The sequence below is a fragment of the Sphingomonas sp. genome (assembly GCF_025362505.1).
In the GTDB taxonomy this organism is placed as follows: Bacteria; Pseudomonadota; Alphaproteobacteria; order Sphingomonadales; family Sphingomonadaceae; genus Sphingomicrobium.
The window spans coordinates 1-13,357 of the sequence record NZ_JANYGG010000061.1 but is presented as its reverse complement, the minus strand read 5'-3'; the positions used below and the strand labels follow the sequence as shown (position 1 = coordinate 13,357).

General features: G+C 66.6%; 12 protein-coding genes and 1 other RNA gene. 4 read left to right on the top strand and 9 right to left on the bottom strand.

The window, feature by feature from the left end; all coding sequences use genetic code 11:
* Window positions 1–11: 11 nt before the first annotated feature.
* Window positions 12–2,060 (bottom strand): amidohydrolase family protein, encoded by a 2,049-nt coding sequence (locus Q0R27_RS05005; RefSeq protein WP_293941671.1) that lies wholly within the window; start codon window positions 2,058–2,060, stop codon window positions 12–14.
* Window positions 2,061–2,264: 204 nt separating this feature from the next.
* Window positions 2,265–2,632: a transfer-messenger RNA gene (ssrA, locus tag Q0R27_RS05000) on the bottom strand.
* A gap of 180 nt (window positions 2,633–2,812) precedes the next feature.
* Between ssrA and Q0R27_RS04995 the strand changes: the two genes are divergently transcribed.
* On the top strand, window positions 2,813–3,094 hold the full coding sequence (locus Q0R27_RS04995) for a hypothetical protein (RefSeq protein ID WP_293941668.1): 282 nt from the start codon (window positions 2,813–2,815) through the stop codon (window positions 3,092–3,094).
* Between the two features lie 108 nt (window positions 3,095–3,202).
* Window positions 3,203–3,952 carry an NUDIX domain-containing protein gene (locus tag Q0R27_RS04990; RefSeq protein WP_293941665.1) on the top strand — a complete coding sequence of 250 codons (750 nt, stop codon included), beginning with the start codon at window positions 3,203–3,205 and terminating at the stop codon, window positions 3,950–3,952.
* 82 nt (window positions 3,953–4,034) lie between these two features.
* On the opposite strand, the gene Q0R27_RS04985 is transcribed toward Q0R27_RS04990, so the two are convergent.
* Window positions 4,035–4,310, bottom strand: coding sequence for an SWIB/MDM2 domain-containing protein (locus tag Q0R27_RS04985; protein ID WP_293941662.1), 276 nt, complete (start codon window positions 4,308–4,310; stop codon window positions 4,035–4,037).
* A 78-nt stretch (window positions 4,311–4,388) separates the two neighbouring features.
* On the bottom strand, window positions 4,389–5,201 hold the full coding sequence (locus tag Q0R27_RS04980; RefSeq protein WP_293941660.1) for an LD-carboxypeptidase: 813 nt from the start codon (window positions 5,199–5,201) through the stop codon (window positions 4,389–4,391).
* A 46-nt stretch (window positions 5,202–5,247) separates the two neighbouring features.
* On the opposite strand from Q0R27_RS04980, the gene Q0R27_RS04975 reads away from it, so the two are divergent.
* Window positions 5,248–6,639 carry a Mur ligase family protein gene (locus Q0R27_RS04975; protein ID WP_293941657.1) on the top strand — a complete coding sequence of 464 codons (1,392 nt, stop codon included), beginning with the start codon at window positions 5,248–5,250 and terminating at the stop codon, window positions 6,637–6,639.
* Here Q0R27_RS04975 and Q0R27_RS04970 read toward each other — a convergent pair.
* From Q0R27_RS04970 to Q0R27_RS04960, 3 genes are read right to left on the bottom strand one after another with little or no spacing between them, the layout of a single operon-like run.
* On the bottom strand, window positions 6,628–7,500 hold the full coding sequence (locus Q0R27_RS04970; RefSeq protein WP_293941654.1) for an alpha/beta hydrolase: 873 nt from the start codon (window positions 7,498–7,500) through the stop codon (window positions 6,628–6,630). The two genes, Q0R27_RS04975 and Q0R27_RS04970, sit on opposite strands and share 12 nt — an antisense overlap.
* A gap of 38 nt (window positions 7,501–7,538) precedes the next feature.
* On the bottom strand, window positions 7,539–7,952 hold the full coding sequence (locus Q0R27_RS04965; protein ID WP_293941652.1) for a holin family protein: 414 nt from the start codon (window positions 7,950–7,952) through the stop codon (window positions 7,539–7,541).
* Between the two features lie 52 nt (window positions 7,953–8,004).
* Entirely contained in the window at window positions 8,005–8,577 is a 573-nt protein-coding gene (locus Q0R27_RS04960; protein WP_293941651.1) for an N-acetylmuramidase, read from the bottom strand.
* Window positions 8,578–8,930: 353 nt separating this feature from the next.
* On the opposite strand from Q0R27_RS04960, the gene Q0R27_RS04955 reads away from it, so the two are divergent.
* Complete coding sequence (locus tag Q0R27_RS04955; protein ID WP_293941649.1) at window positions 8,931–10,796, top strand: autotransporter domain-containing protein; 1,866 nt, start codon at window positions 8,931–8,933, stop codon at window positions 10,794–10,796.
* Between the two features lie 49 nt (window positions 10,797–10,845).
* Here Q0R27_RS04955 and Q0R27_RS04950 read toward each other — a convergent pair whose 3' ends face one another.
* Both Q0R27_RS04950 and uvrB read right to left on the bottom strand, forming a co-directional pair.
* A complete protein-coding gene (locus Q0R27_RS04950; RefSeq protein WP_293941646.1) occupies window positions 10,846–11,424 on the bottom strand; it encodes a hypothetical protein in 579 nt (192 codons plus the stop codon).
* 57 nt (window positions 11,425–11,481) lie between these two features.
* The coding region (uvrB, locus tag Q0R27_RS04945; protein ID WP_293941643.1) for an excinuclease ABC subunit UvrB at window positions 11,482–13,357 on the bottom strand (1,876 nt) is incomplete at its 5' end.

Below are 13,357 nucleotides of genomic sequence, written 5' to 3'. Positions count from 1 at the left end.
GGGTATCGTAATTACCGAGGCCGCCCGCTGAACCCCGCCGCGGCACGCAAGTCGTCCCCGTCGAGCAGATTGCCGTCGAGAACGACCTTGTCGATTTGGCGGAGCGCGGCGAGGCTCTGCTCCACATCGCCGTCGACCAGGATCAGGTCGGCGGTCTTGCCCGGCGCGATCGATCCGACCCGGTCGGCCATTCCGGTCATCCGCGCGGGGATGATCGTCGCGGTCTGCAGCGCTTCGGCATTGGACAGGCCCGCCTGCCGATAGAGCTCGAGCTCGCGCACCAGCTCGAGGCCGGCGCCATCGGTCCCGGCGACAATCCGCACCCCGGCCTGGTGCAGCCGGCCGACCAGCCCGACCATCTTGGCAAAGCTCTTGCGGAAATCGTCGCGGGTCAGCCCGTCGAACAGCGGATAGCCGGCGATCTTCCAGCCGCGCGCGACCGCCGGCGGGGAAATCGCGGCGAACGGGGCATATTCGGGCGAGAGCGCGCTTCCGTCGGAGGTCATCAGCTGCTCCCACACGGTCAGCGTCGGATCGACGATCGTGCCGCGCTTCGCCAGCTCGGCGTAGAACGCCTTCATCGCCGGCGAATCGAGGTCGACGTCCTTGCCATATTTGGCCGGGCCCTCGAGCCGGGCGGCGGTGTTGGCCTTGTCGACCACCTCCTGCGGCATCGCCTGCATCATGATGAAATTGATGTGGGTGATTTCGTCATAGCCGGCGCGCACGGCGTCGAGCGGGCGCATTCCGGCAGGCACGTGGCCGTGGACGTGCAAGCCCAGCCGGTGCGCCTCGGCCGCTGCCGGGGCGATCCACGCCGGGGTCATCGAGGTGTAGAATTTGGCGCCCCACAGCCCGGCCGCCTTGATCTTGTCGACCGCGGCGATCGCCTCGGCCGCCGAAGTAACGGTCAGCGCGCCCTGCGCGGCAAGCGGATCCTTGCGGTCGATGATCACCGAGATCTTGCCCTCGGGCGCTAGCAGGTCGCCCGCAGCGCGGCGCTTGGTAATGCTCAGCGCATCGACGATCAGCGAGCCCGGACTGCGATAATTGGTCATGCCCGTGGCGACATTCTGCAGCAGGTTCCAGTCATCGCCGCCGACGTGCTGGTGCGAATCCCACAAGCCGGGAAGCAGTGTCTTGCCGCGCCCGTCGATCCGCGTGGTGCCCGCCGGCGCGCGGAGCGATCCGCCCGCACCGACCGCCGCGACCTTGCCGTTGGCGACCAGCACCGCGCGGTCGGCGAGGTAGCGCCCGGCGACCGAGTCGAACAATTTGACATGGTCGAACAGCGTTGGCGTGCGATGCGCCGGGCTGAGGAAGCGGTGCGCGACATCGCGCACAAGGCCCTCGACGGCTTTCTCCTGGATGTCCTTGAGCTTGGGGCCGAGCACTTCACTTCCCGCGGGCAGCAGCGAGATTTGCCCGGCATTGCCGAAGAAACGGTTATCCGCGTCGAGCCATACCGGCGTCGGCGCGAAACTGGATCCTTCGATAAATGCCAGCTTGAGCGACCTTGCACCGCCCGGCGCGTCGATGGTCATCGGCTGGCCGATACGGATCCGGGAATGGCCGCCCGGAAGCATGTCGATCCCCTTGTCGCCCGCCGCGACGAGCGCGGCAACGTCCCGCTCTTGGGCAAGCCACGGACCGCCATAGGCCGAGTAACGCTTCGCCCCGAGTGGCGCCGAGCCGCCGTCGACTGCGGTCTTCCACGTCGCGACGCCATCGCCGCCGACGCTATAATCCTCGGTCGCGTCGCCATTGTCGGTAAAGCCGCGCACCGCGATCCGCGTCGGCCGGCCGTCGGCGCCCGCCGTGTCGACCTCGTCGGTCTCGGTGATCCAGCCGCGCAGCGACATCGACATGCGGTAGGCGGTGCGCCCATCGGTCAGCGCCCACGACCAGACATCGCCATGCTTCCCGGCGATCGAGCTGATGGTGTAATGGCGTGCGCCCGCCGGGGCGACGAGCAGCTGCTCCTTGGTCGCGGGTGCCGCCATCAGCGCGGCGGGCGCGACGGCAAGGCTGAGCGCGAGCAGCAGGCGTGATTTGGACATGCGATTTCCCCCTCGAAGATTGATCGAGGGCAGGTCTGCGATGCTTGTGCGAAGCCCGCAAGGGCTAAGTTACGGGATGAAAAGGTCCGGAGGATTCTGTTGCCCGGCTCCGCGTTTTCGGGGGTCGGCCCGGTCGACAGGCTCCCGTGGCAAATCAAGCAAAAGGTCCGGAGGATTCTGTTGCCCGGCTCCTCCGGAAGCCGCTGGAATCCCCTTCTGTTGCCCGGTGGGGTCCAACCGCGCTTTTGTCCATATAACCTTAGACCGTTAGGCCCTCAGTTACGCGGCAATCGCGAGCGCCTCGTTATCGTTGGCACTTGTGGTTATGAACGGTTTTACGGCGCATTCAGGCCGATCGGCAGTCAGGACTTTATTGCACTCGTCGATCCTATTTCGCCCCCATCAGCAACGGCGCCTGCCCTCTTACGAAGACGCGTCAACCGCCGCTGGTGGTGGAGGCGCCGGGGTACTGCCCCCCGGGTCCGAAATGCCTATTCCACCTAACATTCTACCGACATAGCCGGTTGCCCGGCCTGACCCAGATAGGCGGTTGCAACCCTGGCCGCAAGTTTCGCCGCGGGCATGGCCTGTCGATTATCGCCAATTGACTTATTACGCGAAGCGCGGGAACCGATGCGCAGCAGACCGCGTTGGGGGTGTCTGTGTTGCTTCGGCGGCATCGTCGTTGCACGCCAATATGGGCCGAATGCCCGCTAAACTGGGCCGCTTTGGCCGAACAAGGGGATTAATCCATGAAGAAACTTTCACTCGTACTGCTCGGCACTGCCGCGCTTTCGATGGGCGCCTGCCAGAAGAATGCCAACCAGGTCGCCGCCGACAATGTCGAAGCGAATGCCGGCAATGTCGCCGCCAACCTCGACGCCGCGGCCAGCAACACCGCCAACGACGCCATGGCCGACTCGATGTCGAACCAGGCCGATGCGCTCAAGGACAAGGGCGACAAGGTCGCCGACAATGTCGCCGCCGGCAACATGACCGAAGCGCAGGGCAACAAGGCCGTCAACGCGATGTAATTCGCGCTCGGTCCCGCTTTCGGGCGAGACCGACGGTTTGAAAGAGGCCGGTGCCATCCGCGGCGCCGGCCTTTTTTGTTGGGCGACAATCACCTAACCGGGAAGCCGATGACCGACGACACCGCAATTCCCGCCGCGACGCTCATCCTGGTCCGTGACATGGCGGACGGACCACCCGAATATCTGATGGTCGAGCGCGCCGCGACGATGGCGTTCGCCGCCGGCGCGCTGGTCTTTCCCGGCGGGCGGATCGATCCCGAGGATGTCGAGCTGGGCGAGAGGCTGGGACTGCCGAACGGCGCCGCGATCATTGCCGCGGTGCGCGAGACGATCGAGGAAACGGCGGTCTCGGTCGCGCTCGATCCGCTGCCCGACGCGGCACATTCACTCGAACTTCAGCGCGACCTGCTCGGCGGCATGAGCCTCGCCGCGATGCTCGACCATCATTCGCTCCGGCTGGTTCCCACGGCGCTGACCCTGTTCGCGCGCTGGCTGCCGAAATTCCACGCGACGCGGCGGTTCGACACGATCTTCTTCATCGCGTCCGCCCCGCCCGGCGACTGGCATCCCAATGTCGGCGAGCGAGAGAATAGCTCGGCGGAATGGGTGACCGCGCGCGAAGTGCTCGACCGCGACCGAGGCGGAACCGCCAGCTTGATCTTCCCGACCCGCACCACCCTTCACCGGCTCGCGCCGCACGGCGGTTACGCCGAAATCGTCGCCGACGCGGCGGCGCACCCGGTCGAAACGGTCACGCCGTGGCTCGAAGAGCGCGATGGCGAGCGGTGGCTGACCATTCCCGGTCACCTCGGCTACCCCGTTACGCAGGAAAAAGTCGAAGGACTGTGGCGCGGCTGAGCCCGAGTCGCCGGCCCGCCAATGCGACGAAGGGGCCCGCGGTCACCCGCGAACCCCTCCAGCCCCCTGACGGGATTGCGACCTACTTGAGGTGGGCCGACAGATGCTTGTTCATTTCGAACATCGTGCAGCTGTCCTTGCCGAAGACCTTCTTCAGCTTGTCGTCGGCCAGGATTTCCCGCTTGTTGGCGGGATTCTGCAGATTATTGTTGCGGATATGTGCCCATACCTTCGACACCACTTCGCTGCGCGGCAGCGGAGCGGCTCCGACGACGGCGGCGAGTTCGGGTGATGGTGTTACCGGGCGGGCAAGCCCGCCCCCAGCCTTGCGCGGTGTCCCGGTCGTTGCTTTTGCCATTTTGGCCCTCCTGTTGTGCGGAGTGGAGATAGAGCGCAATCCTAGCCCCCTTGCAAGAGCGCAGCGTCAGAGGGGCGATTAACTTGCGGCAAGTGGAAACGGAACGACCCGATTTGCGACATCATGGCCGATGTCGGCCGGGCCGCCGTAGGGGATGCGCGCGCGCTCGCACCAGTCGCGGACGATCGCTTCGACGTCGCCATTCCACGCCGGATCATTGACCGGCACCTCGCTGACCCGGCCGAGGCGAACGCGCCTGATCGTTTGCGCGCCCGGCGAGGAGACGAGGTGGAACATCATCCGGTCGATGCGGTAGAGATGTTCGGCGACTTCCTCGATCAGCAGCTCGACGCCGGTAAGGTCAGGCTCGAGCGGGGTGCCGAGCAGTGATGACAGCACGGTCAGGTTGAACGCCATCGCCGGCCCGTCGAGCGCCGGCTCGAGCGCGGTGCGGTCGCGCTTCACCAGCCAGTCGAGCGCCCGTCCGACCGCCGCCTCGCCGCCGTCGCGAAGCACGTCCTGGACCATCGGCCCGTGTGCGACCGTGAGCCCCGCCTTGTGCAACCCCGCGAGAAGGAAGCCGGCGTCGCTGTAGCCCATGTAGGTCTTGGCCCGCGCCGCGTCGGGCAGGTCGGCCAGCGCCGCCTCGGCAATCCGGTTCGAGCCATAGCCGCCGCGTGCGAACCACACGGCATCGACCGCCGGATCGGCCATCACCTCGCGCAGCGCGCCAAGCCTCGCCCCATCGTCACCGGCGAAGTGACCATCGCGGGCGAAGCATTGCGGGTGGATGAGAAGCTCGGCGTCGCCGCGTGCGGCGAGGATCGAGCCGACCCGCTCCGCCGCCGTCGCACTCAACGCGCAACTCGGCGCGACCACGGCAATCCGCATGCCCACTCCCTATGCAATCGCTCGTCGCCGCAATAGGGCAGCGGCGATGACGAACCAAAGCTTTCATTTCTGCGGCATCGGCGGGAGCGGGATGCTGCCGCTTGCCGCGATCGTCCGCGCCAGCGGGGCGCGGGTCACCGGTTCCGACCGCGCGCTCGATGCCGGTCGGCTCGGCGCCAAATTCGATTATCTGAAGTCGCTCGGGATCGGTCTGTTCGCGCAGGACGGATCGGGGCTGGCGAAAGGCGCGACGCTGGTCACTTCGGCGGCGGTCGAGGACAGCATCCCCGACGTCGTCCGCGCCCGTGAACTCCACCTCCCCCACCTCACCCGCCCGCAACTGCTGTGCCAGCTGATGAACGCCGCGCACGCCAGCATCGCGGTCGGCGGCACGTCGGGCAAGTCGACCGTCACCGGGATGATCGGCTGGATACTGTCGGCCTGCCACCGCCAGCCGACGGTAATGAACGGCGCGGTGATGAAGAATTTCGTGTCGCCGCAAGCGCCGTTCGCCAGCGCGCTGGTCGGCGATCCCGAGCTGTTCGTCGGCGAGGTCGACGAGAGCGACGGCTCGATCGCGCTGTATCGGCCGACCGTCGCGGTGCTGACCAACGTCAGCCTCGACCATCATTCGATGGAGGCGCTGCGGACCCTGTTCGGCGGCTTCCTCGGTGTCGCCCGGCGGGCGGTGGTCAACCTCGACGACCCCGAGGCGCGGATGCTGGCCGACGAGGTGCCTGCAGACCGCCTGCTCGGCTATGGCTTCGACAGCCCGCAAGCGGCATTCACCGGGCGCAACCTCGAGCTCTTGCCCGATGGCGTCGCATTCAGCGTCGATCATGGTGGCGAGCAGCATCAGCTGCGCCTCGCCGTGCCAGGCCGCCACAATGCGTCGAACGCGCTGGCCGCGCTCGCCGCGGTCGTCGCGCTCGGCGTGCCGCTGGGCGAGGCGGTCGCCGCGATCGAGCGGTTCGCGGGGCTGCGGCGGCGGCTCGAGACGGTCGGCACCGCCGGCGGGGTGACGGTGATCGACGACTTCGCCCACAACCCCGACAAGATCGCGGCGACGCTGGCGACGCTGACCGCGCAGCCGGGGCGATTGCTGGTGATGTTCCAGCCGCATGGCTTCGGACCGCTCGCCAAGATGGGCAACGAGCTGGCGCAGACCTTCGCGCATGGCCTGCGCGAGGGCGACCGGCTGTACCTGCCCGACCCGGTCTATCAGGGTGGGACGGTCGACCGCTCGCGCGGGTCGGACTGGCTGGCCGAGGCGGTCAACGCGGCGGGGGGTGATGCCCAGCATACGCCCGAGCGGCCGCGCATTGCCGACGCCCTGCTCGGCGAAGCGCTGCCGGGCGACCGCATCGTCATCATGGGCGCGCGCGACGATACGCTGAGCGAGTTCGCCGACGAACTGGTGGCGCGCCTAGCTCCCTAGGATCCGGTGAAGGAATGCGGCGCTGTCGGCCAGAGCCGGGGTGGACTTGCGGAACGGGCGAGAGAGCGACTTCACGGTGTCGATGTGGCTTTTGCCGGGGTAGATCTTGAGCTCGACGGGCACGCCGTTGGCGCGCAGCTTCGCGGCAAGCGCCTGACTGTTGCGTGGCTTCACGATGTCGTCGTCGCTCCCGGTGGCGAGCAGCATCGGCGGTGACGAGCGGCCGACGAAATTGATCGGCTGGGTTTCGGCTGGGCGCGGCCAGTTGCCCAGCGCATCGCGCCCGCGCATTTCGGTGAAGGGATAGAAGTCGTACGGGCCCGACAATAGCGCCGCGGCCTTGATCGTCCCCGCCGGAACCCCGGCATCGCGCAGGAAATGGGGGTCGAGAGCGAGCATCGCGGCGTTGTAGGAACCGGCGGAATGGCCGGCGAGCACGATCCGGTCGGGGTCGCCGCCATAGCGGGCAATGTTGTCGCGGGTCCATTTCACCGCCAGCGCGCCGTCATTGACGAAGCTCGGGAAGCGCACCGTCGGCACCAGTCGATAGTCGGGCACAACGGTGACGAACCCCTGCCCCGCATAGGCCGATCCGGCGAACCCATAGTCGGTCCGCGAACCCGCGACCCAGCCACCGCCGTAGAGAAAGATGACTACCGGCAGCGCGTGGCCGGCGCGGCGCGGCGACCAGACGTCCAGCTTCAGCCGCTCGCTCGGACCGAACGGCACCGCCTCGGCGATGCGGTGAGCACCGGCGTCACCGGGCAGCAAGCCGTTGATGCCGGTGAGGAGGCCAGGAGCGGTGCACGAGCCCAGCAGGGCGAGGAGCGCGGGGGCGAAGCGGGGAAGGCGACTGATCATGCGGAACTAACGTAGCGGGGCATCGCCGGGATGCACGCCTATTTCTCCACCCCCTTGACCTTCCCCCAGGTGCGCGCGGCGGTGTAGCCGAGGTAGCCGGTGCCGAAGAGGGTGTAGAGCTCGTCGGGGATGCCGCGCAGGTAGGCGGTCATGCCGTTGGAGATGGCGACCGCCATGCCCGGCTGGACCGCGGCGATGAGGCCCATCGGGATCGACCACATGATCAGCGCGTACATGATGTAGAGGAACGACGGGCGGGCCCGGCTGGTCCACGGGTCGGGCGACTGCGCCTCGGCGACGATCGCCTGCATCTGGGTCGTCAGGCTGGCCATTTCCTGGTCGCCTTGCAGCTTGAGGAGCGCCAGCTTGGCCTCGTCGCGCACGCGGGGGTCGGGGATGATGCGGTCGAGCAGCTGCGAAATCGGTCCGATGATGCTGTCGAGTAAGGCCATGACTTGTCTCCTGAAATGGGTCGAATGTTCCGAATGTTCACGGTGACGTAGCTTAATTCTTACCGATACGGTTCGCGAGCCAGCCGTAGAGAAAGGCCTCGTTGGCGGGGCGGCGCTCGGCGAGGCGGAGGTAGCGTTCGCCCTGCAGCGCATCGAGCGCGCGGAGCAGGACAATCTCGCCAGTTGCTCCACGCAGCGCGAGAAAAGCGTCGAGCGCGGCGAGCGTGCGCGGTCCCGAGCGGCCGTCGGGAACCAGGTCGGGATAATCCCTGCCGTTGCGGTTGAGCGCGGTGAGGCTGCGCTGGAGGAAGGTGGTGGCAACCGCCGGGCCCATGTTGGCGCCGGTATCGAACATCTCGGCGGCAATTAGCGGCGCGCGGGTCGCGATCGCGTCATAGCCGGGCCGGAGCCAGTAGAGCCGGCGATAGATGGCCGCTGCCTCGCCCCGCGGGAGCGCGGCCATCGTGCCGCCATAGCCGTGGACGCGGGCGACGGCCTCGGTGATGCCGAAGCGGGTCGCGCCACCACGGTCGGCGGGGTTGGCGACATAGTCGCCCTCGCGGTCGATCAGGGCGTCGACCAGCTGGTCGATGGTGGCAACGCTCGAGTCGTGATCATCGGACATGTCGGGTTCTTCCTCAATCAGATATGTAAACCATATGGGTTATACTGTAGGAAAGCGAAATCGTCCGGTCCGCGCCGATGCGGTGCGCTGGATCCCGATGACGGAGACCGGGCGAGCGGGCGGCGATCCTGATGAGCCGGTTGCCCAGCGAACCCGCGGCAAGACATTAAAGTCTGTTCAGATGTACCGTCGGCCATTAGCGCGGCTGTTTGACGCTACGGAAAGCCCAAGATACTGGAATCAGGCGCTGATTTTCCCCTCCTGTTGCCTTCGCGCCACTTGTGTGGCCGGGGTGCGCCGCAATACGGACGTCGAAGAAAGGCCGGGCGCCGGTCACTTGTAGAGGACGTCTCATGATCTATCGCCGCCTACTGGCTGCCACTCTGCTTGGCGCCACCGCTCTGGGGCTCGCCGCCCCCGCCTCCGCCCAGCGGGTGAGTCGCATTGTCGCGTTCGGCGACAGCTATGCCGACGACGGCAATTTCTTCCAGCTGGTCGGGCTCAATCCGTTGACGACCGTCATCTACCCCACCGGGCGCCTCTCGGGCGGGACGAATTATATCGACACGCTTGGCCAGCTATTGAACGTGCCGATCGACAATTTCGCGATCGGCGGCGCGCTGACAAGTGATTATAACACCGTCACCGGCCCGGGGCTTGGCTTCCCGACGGAATTTGGCAGTTTCCTCGCCGGCGGCGGGCCCGCCGCGTTCCCGCGCGTCAGCGGCAGGTTTGGCCCGACCGACCTGCTGGCCGTGTCGATCGGCGGCAACGACGCCCGCCTCTATCAGCGTGGCAGCGTGGCCAACGGCACTCCCGGGCCGGTGATCGCGCCCGGGACGTTGCTTGGCGCGCCCGCCGCTGGCGCTGCCGCCGCCGCCGCCGCCAAGACCGGCCTCGACGCACTGGTCGCTGCCGGGGCGCGCAACATCAGCTTCCTCGCCGGCAATACCGCGTCCCTTCCTGAAGTCGCGGGTGACCCGTCCGCTTTTGCGATCCGCACCAGCTATTCGACGACCTTCAATAGCGCCATGCAGCCGACGCTGGCGGGTTATGCGGCCAACGGGGCGATCGTCAATTATCTCGACTTATCCCTGGCCTTGTCGCGGGTCTCTGCCAATCCGACGGCCTACGGGCTGACCAGCGCGGGAGTGTGCGCACCGATCGCCAGTTGCCTCAATTCGGCTTACTCCAGCCAATATCTGTTCTACGTCGACGGGCTGCACCTAACCTCGGCGGGCTTTGCCATCGTCGCTCGCTATGTTGCGACGCAGATGGAAGCGCCGCTGACGCTGCAGGCGACGAGCGACCTCGCGCTCGATATCGCGCGTCAGTTCGGGCGGACGCTGACGACACGGATGGACCTCGGCAGCCCGCGCGACGGAGAACTGCTCAGCGGTGTCCGCCTGTTCGCTGTCGGTGACAGCTTCACCCGCAAGGTGGCTGCGAGCATGACCAACGACCAGTTCAAGGTGACCAGCGTCGGCGGCACGCTCGGCCTCGAGGCCGGGTTCAGCAACGGCACCGCGGGCATCGCCGCCAACTACTCGCGGCCCAAGGCGCGGTTCGCCAATGACGCAGCCAGCACCCGCTCGCAAAGCTACCAGCTTGGCGCATTCGCCGGGTTCGGGATCGCCGGCGGGTTCGCCCAAGGGTATCTTGGCTATGGCCACGACAAGCACCGCATCGAGCGGGCCGGCGTGATCGACGCGATGTCGGCGAAGCCGAGTGGCACACACTGGCTGGCCGGCGCCAAGGCGGGTTATCTCATGCCGATGGGCGGATTTCGCGTCGGGCCGGTGGTCGCGCTCGATTACGCCAAGGCCAAGGTCAACGCCTACACCGAGACGGGCGACGCGGCGCTGACGCTCAACGTGCGCGAGCAGCGCTTCTCGTCGCTGCGCGGGGACGCCGGGATCGAGCTGCGCGGCGACTTCGGCACCGGCGACAGCCATTTCCGGCCGTTTGCCAGCCTGGTCGCCGAGAAGGATTTCACGGGCGACGGGCGCACCGCTTATTATGCGCTGACCGCCGCCCCGACGATCATCAACCATTTCGCCTTCGCCGACGCGAGCAAGAAGACCTATGCCCGCGCTTCGGCCGGGCTGGCCTCGTCGATCACCGGGGGGGTGTCGATCGACGCCGCGGTGTCGGGCACGTTCGGCAAGAAGCAGGGCAACGAGACCTCAGGCCAGGTCGGGTTGAACTTCGGCTTCTAGTTCTTCAGTTCGTCACGGATGAGGGCGGTCCCGAAGGGGGCCGCCCTTGTTATATGCGGCACAGTGCGAACGGGCGAAGCGAGAGCGGCGAGGGCACGGTGACGAGCGTGGTAGTCCCAGACAGCGCGATTTCGACCGGGCCGGGGCCGGAAAACACCCTCGCGACCGCTTGGGTCGTGTCCGATGGCGGCTGAGTGGCGAGCCAGCTGCTCGACAGTGTGGCGGTGTCGCCAATCGCGACGGCGGGCACCGAGGCGGCATGGCCATTGCCGGTGAAGCTCATCGTACCCTTGCCGCCGGCCGGAGCGGCGTCGATGCGGTGGAACAGCAACTTGCCGTCTTTACAGGCGATCTCGAACGCGGGTGCCTGGGGGCCGGCGCCATATTCGGCGGCGCCCTCTTGCCCGTCCCAGCTCCACGCCATGCCGTCGTTCGGCAGCGGGAGCGAGGCCCTGACGACGGCTTCGGCTGCGGCGGCGTTGGCGGGGGCGGCGAGCCCGGCGGCGGGAGCGTCGCCGACCGAATTATCGGGAAGCGCGACGGCATCGTTGGCGATGGGCGAGGAGCGGTTGCAGCCGCCGAGTGATACGGCGAATGCAAGTCCTGACAGGAGCGAAACGATTCTCATAAGGGGCGCAACGCGCGCGGGTGCCGGGAGTTGCGTCGGCCAGGAGCCGGAAGTGCACTACTTCTTGCCACCCCACTTCGTCTTCGACTGCTTGCCGTAGCGGGTCTTTCGCGTGCCCGGTTTGCCTTCTTTGGAATTGCCGGCCGGGCGCGGTGCGGTGCGTTGTTGCTGGGGGATGCCGAGCTCGTCTTCCTCGAGGCGGCGAATTTCGTCGCGCAGGCGCCCGGCTTCCTCGAACTCGAGGTCGGCGGCGGCTTTGCGCATGCGGCTTTCGAGGTCGGCGATGTAGGCCTTCAAATTGTGGCCGACGAGGTGCGGGCGCTCGTCGTCGCCGGTCTCGACCAGCACGCCGTCGCGCAGGCTGATATCGCTCATGATGTCGTTGATGTGGCTCTTGATCGACGCCGGGGTGATGCCGTTCGCTTCGTTGAACGCGACCTGGCGTTCGCGGCGGCGGTCGGTCTCGTTGATCGCGCGCTCCATGCTGCCGGTGACGCGGTCGGCATAGAGGATCACGCGCCCGTCGATGTTGCGCGCGGCGCGGCCGATGGTCTGGATCAGCGAGGTTTCGGAGCGCAGGAACCCCTCCTTGTCGGCGTCGAGGATCGCGACCAGTCCGCACTCGGGGATGTCGAGCCCTTCGCGCAGCAGGTTGATCCCGACGAGCACGTCATAGACTCCGAGCCTGAGGTCGCGGATCAGCTCGATGCGCTCCAGTGTCTCGACGTCGCTGTGCATGTAGCGGACGCGAAGCCCCGCCTCGTGGAGATATTCGGTCAAGTCTTCGGCCATGCGCTTGGTCAGCGTGGTGACGAGAGTGCGATAGCCCGCCTTGGCGACCTTCTTCGCTTCGTTGACGAGGTCGTCGACCTGATCCTCGACCGGCTTGATCTCGACCGGCGGGTCGATCAGCCCGGTCGGGCGGATGACCTGTTCGGAGAAGACCCCGCCGGTCGCTTCCATTTCCCACGGTCCCGGGGTCGCCGAAACGAACGTCGTCTGCGGCCGCATCGCGTCCCATTCGTTGAACCGCAGCGGGCGATTGTCGATGCAGCTCGGCAGGCGGAAACCATATTCGGCGAGCGTGATTTTCCGCCGGTGATCGCCCTTGGCCATCGCCCCGATCTGGGGGACGGTCTGGTGGCTCTCGTCAACGAACAGCAGCGCATTGTCGGGGAGATATTCGAACAGCGTCGGCGGCGGCTCGCCGGGCAGGCGACCGGTGAGAAAGCGGCTGTAATTCTCGATCCCGGCGCAACTGCCGGTCGCGGCGATCATTTCCAAGTCGAAATTGGTGCGCTGCTCGATCCGCTGCGCCTCGATTAATTTCCCTTCGGCGACCAGCTCCTTCAACCGCTCGGAGAGTTCGTGGCGGATCGCCTCCATCGCCTGCTTGAGCGTCGGCCCCGGGGTGACATAATGCGAATTGGCATAGACTTTGACGCTCTCCAGCGACGCGACTTTCTTGCCGGTCAGCGGGTCGAACTCGACGATCTCCTCAATCTCGTCGCCGAAAAAGGAAATCCGCCACGCGGTGTCCTCATAGTGCGACGGGAAAATCTCCAGATTGTCGCCCTTCACGCGGAAATTGCCGCGCGTGAAGGACTGATCGTTGCGTTTGTACTGGAGCGCCACCAGCTTGCGGATAATCTCGCGCTGGTCGGCGTGCGCGCCCTTCTTCATCGAGAAGATCATTGCCGAATAGGTCTCGACCGAACCGATGCCATAGATGCACGACACCGAGGCGACGATGATCACGTCGTCGCGCTCGAGCAGCGATCGGGTGGCCGAATGGCGCATCCGGTCGATCGCCTCGTTCACCGAGCTTTCCTTCTCGATGTAGGTGTCCGACCGGGGGACATAGGCCTCGGGCTGGTAATAATCGTAGTAGCTGACGAAGAACTCGACCGCGTTGTCGGGAAAATAGCTCTTG